Here is a 17,638-nt window from a genome sequence, read left to right as displayed (position 1 = left end):
ATTACGCCCGATCCCCTGAACTGAAACGGGGTTCGACGGCACGGTTCGGATCATTTTCCGAAACGGCCGCAACGACCCCGCCCCCGGCCGGAGCTGCGAGTACCCGCCCCGCCACCACCAAAACCAGCAAAGACACCCCGCCCGCGGCCCCCGGCACCACGAAACCCCACAACGCGCCACCCGCCTCGACCACCGGACCCGCCAGACCCGTTCCCACCGACGAACCGACCGTGAACGTCGTCACCAGCCACGAGAACGCCTCCGTCACCGTCCCGGCCGGCGCATGCCGGTCCACCAGCACGAACGCACACGCGATCGCCGGCGCCAGAAACACACCGGCGAGCGCCGTCAACGCCACCATCGCCACCGCGCCCGGCATCAGCATCAACGGCAGGTAACACACCGCCAGAAACGCCACCAGCACCCGCAACCGACGCTCCGGCACCCCCCGCCAACGCCGGACCCCGTACCCCACCCCCCCGACCAGCGCACCCAGCCCCAGAGCCGCCATCAGCCACCCGTACACCACGTCCCCACCGTGCTCGTCCGCATACGGCACCGAAGCGACCGTGATCGACCCCAGCGCCACACCCACGAACAGGAACGCCGACAGCAGCACCAGCAGCCCCGGCGACCGCAGAGCCCCCAGCCAGTGCGCCTCACGCGGAGCCGACCGCCACGCACGCGACGGCGCCGACACCACCACCGACAGCGCCCCCAGCACCCCCACCACGTTCAGCACCAGCAACGCCGCCTGCGCCGACCACAGCGACACGCACAGCGTCACCAGCAGCGGCCCCACGGTGAACATCACCTCCTGGGCCACCGCGTCCATCGCGTACGCCGTGTGCACCTGGTCCTCCCGGCGCAGCACCGACGGCCACAGCGCCCGCAGACCCCCCTCCAGAGGCGGCGTGAACAGCCCGGCCGCCGCCACCGCCGCGTACGCCACCACCAGCGGGCCCACACCCACGAACGCGAACACCGCCATCGCCACCGCCGACGCGAGCGCCGCCGGCAACTGCACCCGCGGCTGACCGTGCAGATCGACCAGGCGCCCGAGCAGCGGCTGACCGACCGCGTTGGCCACGCCGTACACGGCCGCCAGAGCGCCCGCGAGACTGTAGCTCCCGCCCTCCGCCCGCACGAACAGCACGATCGCGATCGCAGCCGTGGCATTGGGCAGCCGGCCGACGAGCGTGCCCGCGAGCAGCCGCGCCACATGCCTCGTCCCGAGGATCTCCACGTATCCCGCGGCCAAAGTCCCGCCTCCGTCAGCTCGCCCGAAGCCCTGCACCACTCCGGGTTTTACGTATAACGCATTCCGTCATACGTACCATGTCGCTGTTCACCAGTCCAGAGCACCCCACCCGCACGCCCCCCGGCACCACCCCACCCGCCAGACCAGAGAGCAGGCCCACGGTGGCACCAGGAAACACCCGCCCCACCAGCCGTGACGTCGCCCAGGCCGCAGGAGTCTCCCAAGCCGCCGTCTCCCTCGTCCTCGGCGACAAATGGCGCGGCCGCGTCTCCGAAACCACCGCCGAACGCGTCCGCCGAGCCGCACGCGAACTCGACTACCGCCCCAACCTCGCCGCCCGCCACCTCCGCCTCGGCCGCACCCGCACCGTCCTGCTCGTCGTCCCCGCCCTCACCACCGAATTCTTCGCCGGCGTCTACACCGGCGCCGCCCGCATCGCCGCCCACCACGGCTTCGGCGTCGTCCTCTACCCCTCCCCCGAAGGCATCGGCCCCGCCCGCGACCCCTTCGCCTCCGCCCCCGCGGCCCTCGACGGCGTCATCGCCTCCTCCATGGCCGCCGACGCCCTCACCGCCATCCGCCGCGACCGGCTCCCCCTCGTCATGCTCGACAGCGACCCCACCGGCAACCTCGGCACCGCCACCGTCAACCTCGACATCACCGACGGCACCCACCAGACCGCCGACCACCTCCTCACCCTCGGCCACCGCCACTTCCTGCACCTCGCCGCCGACATCCCCTCCTGGACCTTCGACATCCGCGCCCGCGCACTCGCCGCCCGACTGCGCACCGTGCCCGGAACCTCCCTCACCACCGCCCACACCCCCCTCACCGTCGACGGCGCCCTCACCGCCACCGACACCGCCCTCGACACCCCGGGCCCCCGTCCCACCGCCGTCGTCTGCGACGACGACAAACTCGCCGCCGGCGTCTACAAAGCAGCCCGCCGCCGCGGCCTGCGCATCCCCGACGACCTCTCCGTCACCGGCGTCGACGACATCACCCTCGCCACCGCCCTCGACCCCGAACTCACCACCGTCCGACTCGACGCCGAACTCTTCGGAGAACGAGGCATGCAAGCCCTCCTCGCCGTCCTGGACGGCCGAACACCCGACGACGGAGACATCCCCGTCCACCTCGTCGTCCGAGGCTCCACAGCGCCCCCGGGCGCCCCCTGAACACACCCGTGCCCCCGACCACCACCACCGGCCGGGGGCACACACGACGACAACCGAGACCTACTCCTCACCGTCCTCCGACGTCTCCGCCTCCGTCGCCGCACCACCGGCCTCCAGCAACCGCGCCAACTGCCGGCCCACGATCCGCTTGAACTTCCGCGACTGCGGCCGCGTACGATCCAGCACCGCCACCTCCAGCCGCTCCGCCGGAATCTCCCGCTGCGTACCGTTCGTGTCACGCGACAACGCCTGCACGGCCAGCTTCAACGCCTCCGACAGACTCATCCCGTCCTGATGACGCTGATCCAGGTAACTGCCGATCTGCTCGGCATTACCCCCCACCGCCACCGAACCGTGCTCATCCACGATCGACCCGTCATGCGGCAGCCGATAGATCTGGTCACCGTCCGGCGTCTCACCGACCTCGGCCACCACCAGCTCCACCTCATACGGCTTCTCCCCCGCCGAGGAGAAGATCGTGCCGAGCGTCTGGGCGTACACATTCGCCAGACCACGAGCGGTCACATCGTCACGGTCGTACGTGTAACCCCGCAGATCCGCATAGCGCACCCCACCGATGCGCAGATTCTCGTACTCGTTGTACTTACCCGCGGCCGCGAAACCGATCCGGTCATAGATCTCACTGAACTTGTGCAGCGCACGAGACGGGTTCTCGCCCACGAAGACGATCCCGTCCGCATACTGCAACACGACCAGACTGCGACCACGAGCGATACCCTTCCGCGCGTACTCCGCACGATCGGCCATCGCCTGCTGAGGCGAAACATAGAACGGCGTCGACACCGGTTATCCGTCCCTTTCAGTAGAAGTCACTCGATCACCCCGCCGAACCGACGGCCCCTACAGCAGCGCGGCGCGCGGACCGTCCGGCTGCTCCAGCCGGCGCGCCAGCACCGACCGGGCGATCTCGGACGACTCCTCCTCCGTCAGCCGCCGGAACCCGTCCTCGGTGATCACAGTGACGAGGGGGTAGATCCGACGCGCGACATCCGGACCACCCGTCGCCGAGTCGTCGTCCGCCGCGTCGTACAACGCCTGCACCACCAACGTCGTGGCCTGCTCCTCGGTCAGATCACCCCGGAACAGCTTCTTCATCGCACCCCGCGCGAAGACCGAACCCGAACCCGTGGCGGCGAAGTTCTGCTCCTCGGAACGGCCACCGGTGACGTCGTACGAGAAGATCCGCCCCTTGCCCCGGTCCACGTCGAACCCGGCGAACAGCGGCACCACGGCCAGACCCTGCATGGCCATGCCCAAATTCGACCGGATCATCGTCGACAACCGGTTCGCCTTGCCCTCCAACGAGAGCTGCGCACCCTCCACCTTCTCGAAGTGCTCCAGCTCCAGCTGGAACAGCTTCACCATCTCCACGGCCAGACCGGCCGTGCCGGCGATACCGACGGCCGAGTACTCGTCCGCCGGGAACACCTTCTCGATGTCCCGCTGCGCGATGACGTTGCCCATGGTCGCCCGCCGGTCACCGGCCAGCACCACACCACCCGGGAACGTCACCGCCACGATCGTGGTGCCGTGCGGCGCCTCGAGCACACCCTGGGTCGGGGGCAGCTGCCGGTTGCCGGGCAGCAGCTCCGGCTGGTGCTCGGAGAGGAAGTCCATGAAGGACGAGGACCCAGGCGTCAGGAAGGCAGCTGGTAGACGCCCGGTGCTACGAGTGTTGGCTTCCACGTGGTTCCTTCCAGGTAGGCGGCAGCCCGACGGACCGCGTCGGGATCGTCTCCCAACTTGCCGATGGCCGAATTGCAGTTGAAGCACAGTACGCCACGGACCTTACCCGTCTCGTGGCAGTGATCCACATGTACCGCCGGAGCTTTCAGGCAGATCACGCAGAGCCCCTTCTGAGAGGCGACCATCGCGTCCCTCTCAGTCGGCGTCAGACCGTACTTCCGCTGGAAGTAACTAATCCGGTTCCGCTCCGCCCGGCACACTCGGCAGTAGCTGGCCCAGCCGTCTGACGCGGATTTATTGCGCTCCCACTCAGAGTGGGGCTTGATGTCCTCGCACTGCGGGCACCGCTTGAACCCTTCGGGAACCGAGACCCTCTCCCGAACCTTCTTGCCCTTGGCCTCCTGGCGCTGCCGGTAGTACTCGGCGGCACAGTCCCGGCAGTACGCCTGGAGGCCATCGGGCATGGATTTGTTGCTCGCGAACGCCGTCCGCGGCAGATGCTGCTTGCACCGCGAACAGCGCCTCGTACTGCACGAATCGTCGATCACTTTGCCATTCCCCCACTTTCACCTTCGAATCGAAGGCAAAACCTACTCTCCACCCTTCTGAACGAAGGACCTCACGAAGTCCTCTGCGTTCTCCTCCAGGACATCGTCAATTTCGTCAAGAACCGAGTCCACGTCGTCGCTCAGCTTCTCGTGCCGCTCCTTGAGGTCCTCGGAGGCCTGCGTCTCCGCCGCCTGCTCCTCGACCTCCTCCGTGGACCGCGTGGCCTTCTGCTGCCCGCCGCCGGTGTCCTTGGTCGCCATAACCCTCACCCCGCTCTGTTGCCCGACATGGTCGACAGGTCGGCATTCCTGCCGATCGGTGATGATCAGACCCTACAAGCCCGGTCCGACATCGGCCCCGCAGTTGTTGGAACGTACGGGTGCCACTTCGATGATTCCCTGGCGCCGGGGTTTCCACCCCGGCGCCAGGGGCGGCCCGAGTACCCGCTCAGTTGCCCGACAAGACCCTGACCAGGTCTTCTGCGGTGCGACAGCGGTCCAGGAGCTCCTTGACGTGATTTCGCGTTCCGCGAAGCGGTTCGAGGGTTGGGACGCGCTGGAGGGAGTCCCGGCCCGGCAGGTCGAAGATGACCGAGTCCCAGGAGGCGGCGGCCACGTCGTCGGCGTACTGCTCCAGGCAGCGGCCGCGGAAGTAGGCGCGGGTGTCCTCCGGGGGCTTGGCCTTGGCCCGTTCGACCTCCGCCTCGGTCAGGAGCCGCTTCATGCGGCCGCGGGCCGCCAGGCGGTTGTAGAGGCCCTTCTCGGGGCGTACGTCGGCGTACTGGAGGTCGACGAGGTGGAGGCGGGCGGCGTCCCAGTCGACGCCGTCGCGTCGCCGGTAGCCCTCCATGAGTTCGCGCTTGGCGACCCAGTCGAGTTCGCCGGCGAGGCTCATGGGGTCGTTCTCCAGGCGGGTGAGGGTGTCCTCCCAGCGCGCGAGGACGTCCTTGGTCTGGTCGTCGGCGTCGGCGCCGTGGCGTTCCTCCACGTATTTGCGTGCCAGTTCGTAGTACTCCATCTGGAGCTGGACGGCGGTGAGTGTGCGGCCGCTGCGAAGGGTGACCAGGCGCTTGAGGGTGGGGTCGTGGGAGACCTGGTGGAGGGTGCGGACGGGCTGGTCGACGGCGAGGTCGACGGCGATGAAGCCGTCTTCGATCATGGACAGGACCAGGGCGGTCGTGCCCAGTTTGAGGTAGGTGGAGATCTCGGAGAGGTTGGCGTCGCCGATGATCACGTGGAGGCGGCGGTACTTCTCGGCGTCGGCGTGGGGCTCGTCGCGGGTGTTGATGATGGGCCGTTTGAGGGTGGTCTCCAGGCCGACCTCGACCTCGAAGTAGTCGGCGCGCTGGCTGAGCTGGAAGCCGTGTTCGTGGCCGTCCTGGCCGATGCCGACGCGGCCGGCTCCGGCGAAGACCTGGCGGGAGACGAAGAAGGGCGTGAGGTGGCGCACGATGTCGGAGAAAGCGGTTTCCCGCTTCATGAGGTAGTTCTCGTGCGTGCCGTAGGAGGCGCCCTTGTTGTCGGTGTTGTTCTTGTAGAGGTGGATGGGCTGGGCGCCGGGGAGCGCGGCGGCGCGCTCGGCGGCTTCGGCCATGATGCGTTCGCCGGCCTTGTCCCAGAGGACGGCGTCGCGGGGGTTGGTGACCTCGGGGGCGCTGTATTCGGGGTGGGCGTGGTCGACGTAGAGGCGGGCGCCGTTGGTGAGGATCACGTTGGCGAGGCCGATGTCCTCGTCGGTGAGCTGGCTGGCGTCGGCGGCCTCGCGGGCGAGGTCGAAGCCTCGGGCGTCCCGCAGGGGGTTCTCCTCCTCGAAGTCCCAGCGGGCCCGGCGGGCCCGGTGCATCGCCGCCGCGTAGGCGTTGACGATCTGGGATGAGGTGAGCATGGCATTGGCGTTCGGGTGGCCGGGGACGGAGATCCCGTACTCCGTCTCGATGCCCATTACTCGCCGTACGGTCATGCGGCCCTCCTTGCCCGGCGGCATCCTCGGTCGTGGGTGCCGTTCACGTACCGCTGGTGCTCCGGTGCGTGTGCGGTGCCCGTCCCCGCACTGCGCCCGGCGGTACGGAAGAGCCTAGAACGCCTCTGCGCTGGTGGGGAGATCATTTGCGTCATTGCCTGCTCCAGCCGTGGCCCGAAAAGCAGTCGGCTGCGGGTACCCCGGTTCGGGTACCCGCAGCCGTTCCGGTTTTACAGGTACTGTCCGGTGTTCGCCACCGTGTCGATGGAGCGTCCGGTGTCGGAGCCCTGCTTTCCGGTGATCAGGGTGCGGATGTAGACGATCCGCTCGCCCTTCTTTCCGGAGATGCGGGCCCAGTCGTCGGGGTTGGTGGTGTTGGGCAAGTCCTCGTTCTCCTTGAACTCGTCCACGCAGGCCTGGAGGAGGTGGGAGACGCGGAGGCCTTTCTGGTTCTTCTCGAGGAAGTCCTTGATCGCCATTTTCTTGGCGCGGCCCACGATGTTCTCGATCATGGCGCCGGAGTTGAAGTCCTTGAAGTAGAGGACTTCCTTGTCGCCGTTGGCGTAGGTGACCTCCAGGAAGCGGTTCTCCTCGGTTTCGGCGTACATGTGTTCCACTGCCGTCTGGATCATGCTCTGGACGGTGGTGGTCTTGTCGCCGCCGTGTTCGCCGAGGTCGTCTCCGTGCAGGGGGAGGCGTTCGGTGAGGTACTTGCCGAAGATGTCCTTGGCCGCTTCGGCGTCCGGACGCTCGATCTTGATCTTCACGTCGAGCCGGCCGGGTCGCAGGATGGCGGGGTCGATCATGTCCTCGCGGTTGGAGGCGCCGATCACGACCACGTTCTGCAGGCCTTCCACGCCGTCGATCTCGGCGAGCAGCTGCGGGACGATGGTGTTCTCCACGTCGGAGCTGACGCCGGAGCCGCGGGTGCGGAAGAGGGATTCCATCTCGTCGAAGAAGACGATGACGGGGGTGCCTTCGCTGGCCTTCTCGCGGGCTCGCTGGAAGACGAGGCGGATCTGCCGTTCGGTCTCGCCGACGTACTTGTTGAGGAGCTCGGGGCCCTTGATGTTGAGGAAGAAGCTCTTGCCGGCGGCCTGGCCGGTGACCTCGGCGACCTTCTTGGCCAGTGAGTTGGCGACGGCCTTGGCGATGAGCGTCTTGCCGCATCCGGGGGGCCCGTACAGCAGGACGCCCTTGGGCGGCCGCAGTTCGTGCTCCTTGAACAGGTCGGGGTAGAGGTAGGGGAGCTCGACGGCGTCGCGGATGGCTTCGATCTGGCCGCCGAGGCCGCCGATCTGCTCGTAGCCGATGTCGGGGACCTCTTCGAGGACGAGTTCCTCGACCTCGCTCTTGGGGACGATCTCGTAGACGTAGCCGGAGCGGGGTTCGAGCAGCAGGGCGTCGCCGGGGCGGATGGTGACGTCGAGCAGGGGCTCGGCGAGTCGTACGACCCGTTCCTCGTCGGTGTGCCCGAGGACCAGGGCGCGCTCGCCGTCCTCGAGGATCTCCTTGAGGGTGACGATGTCGCCGACGCGCTCGAATTCCATGGCGTCGACCACGTTGAGCGCTTCGTTGAGCATCACTTCCTGGCCGCGTCGGAGCTCGTCGAGCTCGACGCTGGGGCTGACGTTCACGCGGAGCTTGCGGCCTCCGGTGAAGATGTCGGCCGTGCCGTCCTCGTTCGCCGCGAGGAAGACTCCGAAGCCGGCCGGCGGCTGGGCGAGCCGGTCGACTTCCTCCTTGAGGGCCACGATCTGGTCGCGGGCTTCGCGGAGTGTGTTGGCGAGTCGCTCGTTCTGGGCGGACACGCCGGCCAGGTTGGTCTGCAGCTCGACGATCCGCTCTTCGAGAATCCTCGTGTGTCGCGGAGAGTCGGCGAGCTTACGTCGCAGGACGGCGATCTCCTGCTCAAGGTAGGCGATCTGCCCGGCCGGGTCGTCGGACCCTCGTCCCGGGCGGATGCCGCGGTTCATGTCGTCGTCGTGGGCTGCCACGGTCCTCACCTCCTCCAAGGGGAGCTGGACGCTTCCAGACCCTACCTGGGTGGGTGTCGATTGAAACCCCTAGATCACAAAGACTGTCGGGGTGTGTCCGATCTTCACCCTTGCGCTCTCCCTCACGCCAGGGGAATACCCACCGAACATGATTGGAAAGCTGCCGACGGTAGGGTCGAAGTGTTCAACACCCGTCAGAGCCTGCATCGTTCCCGGGCGGCTCGGCAGTAAACGGCAGGAGATATGGGCGTGCAGCAGGAGGCCGGTGTCGGCGGCGAGGCGCTGGAGGTCTGGATCGATCAGGATCTCTGTACCGGCGATGGCATCTGTGCGCAGTATGCGCCGGAGGTGTTCGAGCTGGACATCGATGGTCTGGCGTATGTGAAGGGTGCCGAGGAGGAGCTTTTGCAGGAGCGTGGGGCGACGACGCCCGTGCCGCTTCCGTTGTTGACGGATGTGGTGGACTCGGCGCGGGAGTGTCCGGGTGAGTGCATCCATGTGCGAAGGGTTTCGGACAGGGTGGAGGTGTTCGGCCCGGACGCGGAGTGAGGGTTCGCGTACGGTCCGTCACGGCTGTCTGGTTTCTCACAGCGTGGGGTGGTGGGGGTCAGACGCTGTGGGTACCGGAGGGTGTCGAGCGGACGAACGTGTTGTCCTTCCACTGCCACTTGGCGCTGTCCTTGACGTCGGGGCAGCAACTGGGCACGTCGGCCGAGGAGTAGCCGAGGAGGGTGGCGAGGACGGTGCCGTCGGTGATGGAGAGGCTGGTGACGGTGGTGCGGGTCTTGGGGTCGACGAGGGTGGCGACCACGCGCGCGTGGGTGGCGTCGGCGGCTTGGGTGAGGACGTAGACGCCGTCGGGTGGGGTGCCCATGGGGGCGTCGCAGTGGACGGCGGCGACGGTTTCGGGGCGGCCGTCGCCGTCGAGGTCTCCGGAAGCCTGTTTCTGGACGAGGGCTTTGACCGGGCCGCAGTCGATCGGGAAGTCGACGCCGGTGGTGGCGGGGGCGGCGGCGGTGGCGGGTGTGGAGGGGGTGTCGGGGGCGGTCGGCTGGGCGGCCGTCGCGGGGTGGGGCTGGAGGACCGAGGAGAGGGCGACGACGCCGGCCACGGCGGTGGCGGTCGCGAGCCAGTGGATCGGCCGGGTGTGGGTGTGTGCCAGTTCCGGGACGGCGGGTTGCACTAGGAGCGTCTCCTGTGAGGGCTGTGCCGGTGGGGGTGGCCAGCATCGTGCCACACGTCACAGTGCGGGGGAACGGCGGGGGGCGGGGTGCCGGTGGTGGGTGTCAACGTGAGGGCGCCGTGGTCGAGTTCCGGGGGTGTTCGGGGAACTCGGCCACGGCGCTGGTGCGTTGACGTGGTGCGCGGCGGTGTCAGCGGCCGCTGCCGCCGTCGGCGTTGGGGCCGGCGTAGTCCTCGCCGTAGGCGCCCTTGGCGGGGCGGCGGCGGCGCATGGGCGGTTCGACGCCGTCGGCGAGGCGGCGTGCGGTGAGGAGGAAGCCGGTGTGGCCGATCATGCGGTGGTCCGGGCGGACGGCGAGGCCTTCGATGTGCCAGTTGCGGATCATCGTCTCCCAGGCGGTCGGCTCGTTGAAGGAGCCGATCTCGCGGATGGACTCGACGGTCCGGGCGAGCTGGGTGGTGGTGGCGACGTAGCAGCAGAGGATGCCGCCGGGGACGAGGGCCTTGGAGACGGCTTCCAGGCATTCCCAGGGGGCGAGCATGTCGAGGATGACGCGATCGACGTCGGTGTCGCTCAGGTTGTCCTGGAGGTCGCCGACGGTGAGCTGCCAGGCGGGGTGCGGGCCGCCGAAGTAGCGTTCGACGTTCTGCCGGGCGATGTCGGCGAAGTCCTCGCGGCGCTCGTAGGAGTGCAGCATGCCCTGGTCGCCGATGGCGCGCAGCAGGAAGCTGCTGAGGGAGCCGGAGCCGACGCCGGCTTCGACGACGCGTGCGCCGGGGAAGATGTCGGCGAAGGCGAGGATCTGCCCCGCGTCCTTGGGGTAGACGACGGCTGCCCCGCGGGGCATGGACAGGACGTAGTCGGGGAGCAGGGGGCGCAGCGCGAGGTAGGCGACGTTCCCGGTGGTGCGGACAACGCTGCCCTCGGGAGCACCGATCAGTTCGTCGTGCGGGAAGGAACCCTTGTGGGTGTGGAAGTTCTTTCCGGCTTCGAGCGTGAACGTGTAGTGGCGGCCCTTGGGGTCGGTCAGCTGTACCTGGTCCCCGACCTTGAAGGGCCCGCGCCTGCGGGCGGCACCGGTCGGTTCGGACATGTGAACAGCCTACCGGCGTTTGCGGGGGCCGCCGACCACGGTTCGGGGAGCGTGGTGCTCAGCTGGGGCGGGCCATCGCCTTGACGAAGGCGCGCTCGACGTCGGCGGCGGAGAGGACGCCGTAGATCTCGCCGGTCTCCTCGACGACGAGGTATTCGGTGGCGGGTGCGGCGCGCAGGGCGTCCAGCAGGTCTTCTCCGGCGAGTTCGGCGGACACGCGCATGCCGTCGGTGAGGTCCTGGGCGAGGTCGCTGACGGCGACCCAGGGGCGTCGGTGTTCGGGGACGCCGACGATGGCGGCCTCGCGGACCAGGGCGAGGGGGTCGCCGTGGGCGTCGACGACGACCAGGGCGCGGGCTCCGGCGTCGTTGGCGCGGCGCAGGGCCTCGGAGAGGGGGGTGCGGGACTCGACGGGGACGGCTCGGCGGGTGAGGGTGCGGGCGCGCAGTTCGGGGAGGTGTTCGCGCAGGCGGGCCATGCGCAGGCTGTTGCCGGCGCCGGTCCAGATGATGGCGGCGAGGATGGCGGCGAGCAGGGCGTCGAGGACGGTGTCCATGCCGACGCTGTCCTCGGCGGATTCTCCGAGGGCTCCGGACTGGGTGAGCAGGGGCAGTCCGATGAGGACGGAGACGGCGAGGGCGCGTCCTACCCAGGCGGCGGCGACGGTGCCGCTCATGGGTTTGCCGGTGATCTTCCAGACGACGGCGCGGAGCATGCGGCCGCCGTCGAGGGGGAGGCCGGGCAGAAGGTTGAAGATCGCCACGATGAGGTTGGAGATCATCAGGCCGGCGAGGAGGACGCCGGGGACGGTGCCGGGTTCGACGGGCTGGAGGGCGAGGTAGAAGAGGCCGGCGAGGACGAGGGAGAGGAGCGGGCCGACGAAGGCGAGCCAGAACTCGCGGCCGGGGGTCTCGGCTTCCTTCTCGATCTCGGAGACGCCGCCGAAGAACTGGAGCTGGATGCGGCGGACGGGGAGTTTGAAGCGGAGGGCGGCGACGGTGTGGGCGAGTTCGTGGACGAGGACGGAGGCGTAGAAGGCGACGGCGAAGAAGAGGGAGACGAGGTAGCGGGCGGCGCCGAGTTCGGGCAGGACGCGTTCGAGCTGGCCGCCGAAGACCCAGGTGATGAGGGCGGCGACGAGGAACCAGCTGGGGGCGACGTAGACGGGGACGCCGAAGGGGCGTCCCATGAGCAGGCCGCCGCGGGGCTCCGGGGGTCGCTGGGGCGGGCGGCCCTTGGCGGGGCGGTCGCCGAGGGCGGGTGCGGGGGTGGTGGTGTGGGCCCGGGGGTGGTGGGGGTGGCGGTCTGTGGGGGTGGTGGGGGCAGCCGAGGTGGGGTCGGTGGCGGAGGGGGCTGCTGTGGTGGCGCTCGGGCTGCTTTCCCGGGCTTGGGCCGTGTCCGTCTCGGTGTCGCCGCCGGCGGCCGTCCCCGTCTCGGTGTCGCCGCCGGCGGCCGTCCCCGTCTCGGTGTCGCCGCCGGCGGCCGTCTCCGTCTCGGTCCCGTCCATGGTGCCCTGGTCCGTCGTGTGCGGGGAGGCGGCCCGCGTGGGCGGTGCCTCCGGTGGGGTCGGGTCGGTGGTCCGGGGCGCAGGTGTCACGGGGCGCTCGGCCGACTCGTCGCTGTCCGGCCGCGGCCGCCCGCTCCCGCCGCTTTCCACCACGGTGTCCCCTCGATCGAAGCGTCTCCCGCTCCTGCCGGGCGGAAGGGTCTCGCTACCGATGGTATGCGGCCGTCGGGACGCGTTCCGTCCCGGCACCCCCGTGTTTCCCGGGCGTCGCCGGTGTCCGTCGGCCGCGGGCTGGGGGACTGTCGGTGGCGGGCCGTAAGGTCTGTGGGCATGGAGAGCAGCAGCGAGGGTGTCGCCGGGGTGGGCGACGGCGGAGTCGTGCGGGTTCCACCGCGGGTGGGGGCGGCGCAGGCGGTGGCGGACGGCGGCCGGAAGACGTTCGTCGCCATACCGCCCGCCTCGCTCTCGCCGTCGCGGGCCGGGGACTTCATGCAGTGCCCGCTGCTGTACCGGTTCCGGGTGATCGACCGGCTGCCGGAGAAGCCGAGTCCGGCGGCGACGCGGGGGACGCTGGTGCACGCGGTACTGGAGCGTTTGTTCGATTCACCGGCGGCCGAGCGGACCGCGCCGCGTGCCAAGGCCCTCGTTCCCGGGCAGTGGGACCGGCTGCGCGAGTCCCGGCCGGAGGTGGTGGAGCTGTTCGCCGACGATCCGCAGGGCGAGCGGCTGGCGGGGTGGCTGGCGGAGGCGGAGCGGCTGGTCGAGCGCTGGTTCACGCTGGAGGATCCGACGCGGCTGGAGCCCGCCGAGCGGGAGCTGTTCGTCGAGGCGGAGCTGGAGTCGGGGCTGACGCTGCGCGGGATCATCGACCGGGTCGACGTGGCGCCCACCGGAGAGGTCCGGATCGTCGACTACAAGACCGGCAAGGCACCGCGGCCGGAGTACGCCGAGGGCGCGCTGTTCCAGATGAAGTTCTACGCCCTGGTGGTCTGGCGGCTGAAGAAGGTGATCCCGCGCCGGCTGCAACTGGTGTACCTGGGCAGCGGGGACGTGCTGACCTACGATCCGGTCCTCGCCGACCTGGAGCGGGTGGAGCGCAAGCTGCTCGCGCTGTGGGAGGCGATCCGGGAGGCGACGGAGACGGGTGACTGGCGGCCCAGGCCGACGAAGCTGTGCGGCTGGTGCGATCACCGGGAGCACTGTCCGGAGTTCGGGGGTACTCCCCCGCCGTATCCGCTGCCGGTGAGGGCGCCCGGGTCGGGCGGTGTGGAGCAGGGCAGAATGGGGCCGGACTAGGGCCTGTCGTTCGGATCATGTCGCAGGGATCCGACGGTGCCCTGTAAGCGCCGGTGAGCGGGGTCCGGTGCGTGCGGCTGCAAGGCGGAGGAGGGCGTCGACGCGATGGGGGTCCCTCCCGCGCGAGCGCAGCCGAGCGTGGGGGAGCCGGCAACCGACGACAACGCGGCTGGGGGCACCCCCTCCGGGGGAGTGCGTGCCAGACCCCGCGTCTGCGGCGTGATCCAAACGACAGGCCCTAGCGAAGGAGACTCTCGTGGCCATCCGCGTCCTACTGGTCGACGACCAGCCGCTGCTGCGTACCGGCTTCCGGATGATCCTGGAGGCGGAGCAGGACATCGCGGTGGTCGGCGAGGCCGGCGACGGCCTGCAGGCCCTCGACCAGGTGCGGGCCCTGCAGCCCGACGTGGTTCTGATGGACATCCGCATGCCCCGGATGGACGGGGTGGAGGCGACGCGGCAGATCACGGGGCCGGGTCGGGACGGCCCGGCGAAGGTGCTGGTGCTGACGACGTTCGACCTCGACGAGTACGTGGTGGAGGCGCTGCGTGCGGGCGCCAGCGGCTTCCTGCTGAAGGACGCCCCGGCCAACGAGCTGGTGCAGGCGATCCGGGTGGTGGCCGCCGGTGAGGCGTTGCTGGCGCCGAGCATCACGCGCCGGCTGCTGGACAAGTACGCCACACATCTGCCGTCCGGTGACGAGCCGGTGCCGGACACGCTGCACACGCTGACCGACCGTGAGGTCGAGGTGCTGAAGCTGGTGGCGCGGGGGTTGTCGAACGCCGAGATCGCGGCCGACCTGTTCGTCAGCGAGACCACGGTGAAGACGCATGTGGGGCATGTGCTGACCAAGCTGGGGGTGCGTGACCGGGTGCAGGCCGCGGTGTACGCGTACGAGAGCGGACTGGTGCGCCCGGGCGCGCAGTAGTCGCCCGCGGGTACGGCAGAGGGCGCCCCTCCGGGAGGAGGGGCGCCCTTCGTGTGTGGGCCGGGGTCAGCCGCTGACGCCGCGGGCGAGCTCCCACAGCTGGAGGGTGGCGGAGGAGTTGAGGACGTACGCGGTGCCGGTGATGTCGTCACGGGAGGCGACGTACTGCTTGCCCTGCCACAGGGGGATGATCGGGGCGTCCTCGGCCACGATGTCCTGAATCGCCGTCAGGTTGGCGGCGGCGGAGAGGCGGTCGGCCTCGCGGCGGGACTCGGGGATGAGGGTGTCGGTGATCTCGCTGTTGCTGTACGGGGACTTGAGGAAGTTGTCCTTGTCGAGGAACGGCGCGAGGAAGTTGTCGGCGTCGGGGAAGTCGGGGAACCAGCCCATGCCGTAGACGGCGTACTCGCCCTTGCGCTCGGCGGGGATGAAGGTGTCCCAGGCGGCGCCCTCGATGGAGACGTCGAAGAGGCCGCTGTCGTTGAGCTGCTTCTGGAGCTGCTCGAACTCCTGCTTGGTGGCCGTGCCGTAGTGGTCGGTCGTGTAGTTCAGCGTCAGCTTCACCGGGGTGCTGACGTCGGCATCCTCCAGCAGCTCCTTGGCCTTGTCGGCGCTGGGGTCGCCGTAGGTGTTGAAGAAGGAGTTGGAGTGGCCGGTGACGGTGGCCGGGACCAGGGAGTACAGCGGTTCGGCCTGGGTGCCGTAGACCTCGGAGACGAGTTCGCTGCGGTCGATGAGCTGGGCCATGGCCTGGCGGACGGCCTTGCTCTTGACCACGGGGGCGGAGGTGTTGAAGGCGAGGTAGCGGATCTCGAGGCCGGCCACTTCGACGAGGTCCTCGTCGTTGTCCGCGGCGGCGTCGGAGAGGGTGTCGATCTGCTCCGGCGACATGGTGCGGGTCATCACGTCGATGTCGCCCGAGTCGAGGGCGGTGCCCATGGCGTCGGCGTCTTCGAAGGAGACCATCTCGACCTTGTCGTTCTTCACGTCCAAGGTCCCCTTGTAGTTGGGGTTCTTGGTGAAGACCGCCCGGGTCATCTCGTCGCCCTCGGTCTCCGCCGTGAGGGTGTAGGGGCCCGAGCCGTCGACGGAGAAGCCCTCGCGCAGCTTGCCCTTGTCGTAGTCGTCGGGGTTGACGATGCCGGCGACCGGGGTGGAGAGCTTGAAGGGGAAGGTGGCGTCGGCGGTCTTGAGGTGGAAGATGACCTTGTCGTCGCCCTGGGTCTCGACCGTGTCGATGGTGGACAGCAGGGCGAACACGCCGGAGTCCGCCTTGATGGCGCGGGCGCGGTCGATGGAGAACTTCACGTCCTCGGCGGTGACGGCGTCGCCGTTGGAGAACGTCAGACCGCTGCGCAGCGTGCAGGCGTAGCGCTCGTTGCCGCTGTCGGTGAAGCCGCAGCTCTCGGCGGCCTCCGGGACGGGGTCGCCCTCGCCCTTGGGCTGGACCATCAGGGTCTGCACGGTCTGGCGCAGGATGTTCCAGGTGCCGACGTCGTAGGAGTACGCCGGGTCGAGCGGCGCCGGGGCGTCCTTGGTGGCGCTGAACCGGTCGGTGGTGCCCACGACGATGGCGTCGCCGCCGCCGCTCCCGCTGTCGGTCCCGCCGCACGCGGCGAGCACGGGCGCGAGCAGACCGACCACGGCCGGCAGCACCAAAGTCTTGCGGTTCATGCTCGAGTTTCTCCAGAACTGTCAAGTCCGTGTACCCGGCATGCAGGGGTGTGGCAGCGGATCACGGGGTGGGGGCGATGTTCTCGCGATGAGATTAGTCCGCGCTTGCAGGACGGTTCGCGGCCACCGGAGTTGAATGCCCATCACGCAGCGAAACCGGGTGCGGACGCACGGAAAAGCCGACTGGGGAATGATTCGTGCAGCGTTCCATCAATCGGGACACAAGGGCACGCCCACTCCGCCCGAACAGGGGTGAACAGCACGGAGAGGGCATCGTGTCGACCCCCTTCGACGTGGGGAAGGTCACACGTTCGACGGGGTGTGGGAGGTGTGGAATTCAGCTGTCGGTGATGATTCGAATTCACCGCGCACACGCGCCGAATTTCCGCCGCAATCGATGATGCACGCTGGGTGAACGGCTATCGCATTTCCGTCATCGTGAGATCACCGATGATCAGCCGGTCGATCATCGGAGCGCATCAGATCGCGCAGGAATGTCAGGTCGACCTCTTCCAGCGAGGTCACGACGGTGCGTCCGGCGGCCGGGGCGATGGGGGCCACGGAGGGCACGGCGACGACGTGGCAGCCCGCCGCCTCGGCCGCGGCCACGCCGGTGGCGGTGTCCTCGATCACGGCGCACCGGGCCGGGTCCGCGCCGAGTCCGGCGGCGGCGAACAGATAGGGGTCGGGGTGCGGCTTGGTGCGTGCGACCTCGTCACCGGCCACGGTGAGGGCGAAGTGCTGGGCGCCCAGTGAGGTGAGGACGCGGTCGATGATGCGCCGGTGCGAGGCGGAGACGAGGGCCGTGGGGACCTCGTGCTCGGACAGTTCGGCCAGCAGTCGGGCGGCCCCCGGCATCAGCGGCAGGGCGCGTCCGATGCGCTCCTCGAACCCCTCGTTGAGCAGGACGGTGAGGTCGTCGAGGGTGATGTCGGCGCCGGTCGCCTCGATCAGGAAACCCGCGCTGCGGGCCATGGGGCCGCCGACCACGACGTGGCGCCAGGAGTCGTCCAGGGTGTGGCCGAGTCCCGCGAAGACCTCGGCCTCGACGTCCCACCAGAACCCCTCGGTGTCCACCAGGGTGCCGTCCATGTCGAGGAGCACGGCCTGGAGGGCGGAGCCCTCGGCCGTACGGGTTCCTGGGGCGGGAACCGTGCTGGTCATCCGCGTACCTCCTTGAGGGACGAGCAGGCCGGTTCCCGCTGGGGGAACCGGCCTGCAGTGGACCGACCAGTGTACGGCGTGTCGGTCCGGTGTGCCCGGTGAGGCGGCCTTCACCGTGGGTGGGGCCCCGCGGGGGTCACCG

The 17,638-nt window shown here is 69.3% G+C and carries 16 protein-coding genes; 4 read left to right on the top strand and 12 right to left on the bottom strand.

Annotation, left to right across the window (positions count from 1 at the left end):
* Position 1: 1 nt before the first annotated feature.
* A complete protein-coding gene (locus tag ACIP67_RS11095; protein ID WP_401690646.1) occupies positions 2–1,261 on the bottom strand; it encodes an MFS transporter in 1,260 nt (419 codons plus the stop codon).
* 161 nt (positions 1,262–1,422) lie between these two features.
* Between ACIP67_RS11095 and ACIP67_RS11090 the strand changes: the two genes are divergently transcribed.
* Positions 1,423–2,439 carry a LacI family DNA-binding transcriptional regulator gene (locus ACIP67_RS11090; RefSeq protein WP_401690644.1) on the top strand — a complete coding sequence of 339 codons (1,017 nt, stop codon included), beginning with the start codon at positions 1,423–1,425 and terminating at the stop codon, positions 2,437–2,439.
* A 60-nt stretch (positions 2,440–2,499) separates the two neighbouring features.
* Here ACIP67_RS11090 and prcA read toward each other — a convergent pair whose 3' ends face one another.
* The 6 genes from prcA to arc form a co-directional block, all read right to left on the bottom strand.
* Complete coding sequence (gene prcA, locus ACIP67_RS11085; RefSeq protein WP_389519836.1) at positions 2,500–3,243, bottom strand: proteasome subunit alpha; 744 nt, start codon at positions 3,241–3,243, stop codon at positions 2,500–2,502.
* Between the two features lie 57 nt (positions 3,244–3,300).
* A complete protein-coding gene (prcB, locus tag ACIP67_RS11080; RefSeq protein ID WP_401690641.1) occupies positions 3,301–4,146 on the bottom strand; it encodes a proteasome subunit beta in 846 nt (281 codons plus the stop codon).
* Entirely contained in the window at positions 4,098–4,610 is a 513-nt protein-coding gene (locus tag ACIP67_RS11075) for an endonuclease VII domain-containing protein (RefSeq protein ID WP_401690639.1), read from the bottom strand. Before ACIP67_RS11075 ends, prcB begins: the two co-directional genes overlap by 49 nt.
* Before the next feature lie 126 nt (positions 4,611–4,736).
* Entirely contained in the window at positions 4,737–4,955 is a 219-nt protein-coding gene (locus ACIP67_RS11070; protein WP_385066997.1) for a ubiquitin-like protein Pup, read from the bottom strand.
* A 187-nt stretch (positions 4,956–5,142) separates the two neighbouring features.
* Entirely contained in the window at positions 5,143–6,654 is a 1,512-nt protein-coding gene (dop, locus tag ACIP67_RS11065) for a depupylase/deamidase Dop (RefSeq protein WP_389519842.1), read from the bottom strand.
* 230 nt (positions 6,655–6,884) lie between these two features.
* Positions 6,885–8,651 carry a proteasome ATPase gene (arc, locus tag ACIP67_RS11060; RefSeq protein WP_389519844.1) on the bottom strand — a complete coding sequence of 589 codons (1,767 nt, stop codon included), beginning with the start codon at positions 8,649–8,651 and terminating at the stop codon, positions 6,885–6,887.
* A gap of 243 nt (positions 8,652–8,894) precedes the next feature.
* On the opposite strand from arc, the gene ACIP67_RS11055 reads away from it, so the two are divergent.
* Positions 8,895–9,200, top strand: coding sequence for a ferredoxin (locus ACIP67_RS11055; RefSeq protein ID WP_401690636.1), 306 nt, complete (start codon positions 8,895–8,897; stop codon positions 9,198–9,200).
* Positions 9,201–9,258: 58 nt separating this feature from the next.
* Here the strand turns inward: ACIP67_RS11055 and ACIP67_RS11050 are convergent, their stop codons facing one another.
* The 3 genes from ACIP67_RS11050 to ACIP67_RS11040 form a co-directional block, all read right to left on the bottom strand.
* Positions 9,259–9,834: a hypothetical protein gene (locus ACIP67_RS11050; RefSeq protein ID WP_401690635.1), complete on the bottom strand. Its 576-nt coding sequence runs from the start codon at positions 9,832–9,834 to the stop codon at positions 9,259–9,261.
* A gap of 190 nt (positions 9,835–10,024) precedes the next feature.
* A complete protein-coding gene (locus ACIP67_RS11045) occupies positions 10,025–10,927 on the bottom strand; it encodes a tRNA (adenine-N1)-methyltransferase (RefSeq protein WP_401690633.1) in 903 nt (300 codons plus the stop codon).
* A 58-nt stretch (positions 10,928–10,985) separates the two neighbouring features.
* On the bottom strand, positions 10,986–12,434 hold the full coding sequence (locus ACIP67_RS11040) for a site-2 protease family protein (protein WP_401690631.1): 1,449 nt from the start codon (positions 12,432–12,434) through the stop codon (positions 10,986–10,988).
* A 330-nt stretch (positions 12,435–12,764) separates the two neighbouring features.
* Here ACIP67_RS11040 and ACIP67_RS11035 point away from each other — a divergent pair, with 330 nt between their 5' ends.
* Positions 12,765–13,730: a RecB family exonuclease gene (locus tag ACIP67_RS11035; RefSeq protein ID WP_401690629.1), complete on the top strand. Its 966-nt coding sequence runs from the start codon at positions 12,765–12,767 to the stop codon at positions 13,728–13,730.
* Between the two features lie 256 nt (positions 13,731–13,986).
* Complete coding sequence (locus ACIP67_RS11030; protein ID WP_401690627.1) at positions 13,987–14,658, top strand: response regulator; 672 nt, start codon at positions 13,987–13,989, stop codon at positions 14,656–14,658.
* A gap of 66 nt (positions 14,659–14,724) precedes the next feature.
* On the opposite strand, the gene ACIP67_RS11025 is transcribed toward ACIP67_RS11030, so the two are convergent.
* Positions 14,725–16,332, bottom strand: coding sequence for an ABC transporter substrate-binding protein (locus ACIP67_RS11025; RefSeq protein WP_401690625.1), 1,608 nt, complete (start codon positions 16,330–16,332; stop codon positions 14,725–14,727).
* A gap of 444 nt (positions 16,333–16,776) precedes the next feature.
* Positions 16,777–17,496: an HAD family hydrolase gene (locus ACIP67_RS11020; protein ID WP_401690623.1), complete on the bottom strand. Its 720-nt coding sequence runs from the start codon at positions 17,494–17,496 to the stop codon at positions 16,777–16,779.
* Between the last annotated feature and the right edge of the window lie 142 nt (positions 17,497–17,638).

Source organism: Streptomyces sp. NPDC088812 (assembly GCF_044750285.1).
GTDB lineage: Bacteria > Actinomycetota > Actinomycetes > Streptomycetales > Streptomycetaceae > Streptomyces.
Note: the sequence above shows the minus strand (reverse complement) of the source record. Positions and strands in the feature narration are given on the sequence as shown.

Coding starts and splice junctions, on each gene's coding strand:
- ACIP67_RS11075 (WP_401690639.1), bottom strand. CDS start 4,610: ATGCCCGATGGCCTCCAGGCGTACTGCCGGGACTGTGCCGCCGAGTAC.
- ACIP67_RS11070 (WP_385066997.1), bottom strand. CDS start 4,955: ATGGCGACCAAGGACACCGGCGGCGGGCAGCAGAAGGCCACGCGGTCC.
- ACIP67_RS11055 (WP_401690636.1), top strand. CDS start 8,895: ATGGGCGTGCAGCAGGAGGCCGGTGTCGGCGGCGAGGCGCTGGAGGTC.
- ACIP67_RS11020 (WP_401690623.1), bottom strand. CDS start 17,496: ATGACCAGCACGGTTCCCGCCCCAGGAACCCGTACGGCCGAGGGCTCC.
- dop (WP_389519842.1), bottom strand. CDS start 6,654: ATGACCGTACGGCGAGTAATGGGCATCGAGACGGAGTACGGGATCTCC.
- ACIP67_RS11025 (WP_401690625.1), bottom strand. CDS start 16,332: ATGAACCGCAAGACTTTGGTGCTGCCGGCCGTGGTCGGTCTGCTCGCG.
- ACIP67_RS11035 (WP_401690629.1), top strand. CDS start 12,765: ATGGAGAGCAGCAGCGAGGGTGTCGCCGGGGTGGGCGACGGCGGAGTC.
- ACIP67_RS11045 (WP_401690633.1), bottom strand. CDS start 10,927: ATGTCCGAACCGACCGGTGCCGCCCGCAGGCGCGGGCCCTTCAAGGTC.
- ACIP67_RS11040 (WP_401690631.1), bottom strand. CDS start 12,434: ATGGACGGGACCGAGACGGAGACGGCCGCCGGCGGCGACACCGAGACG.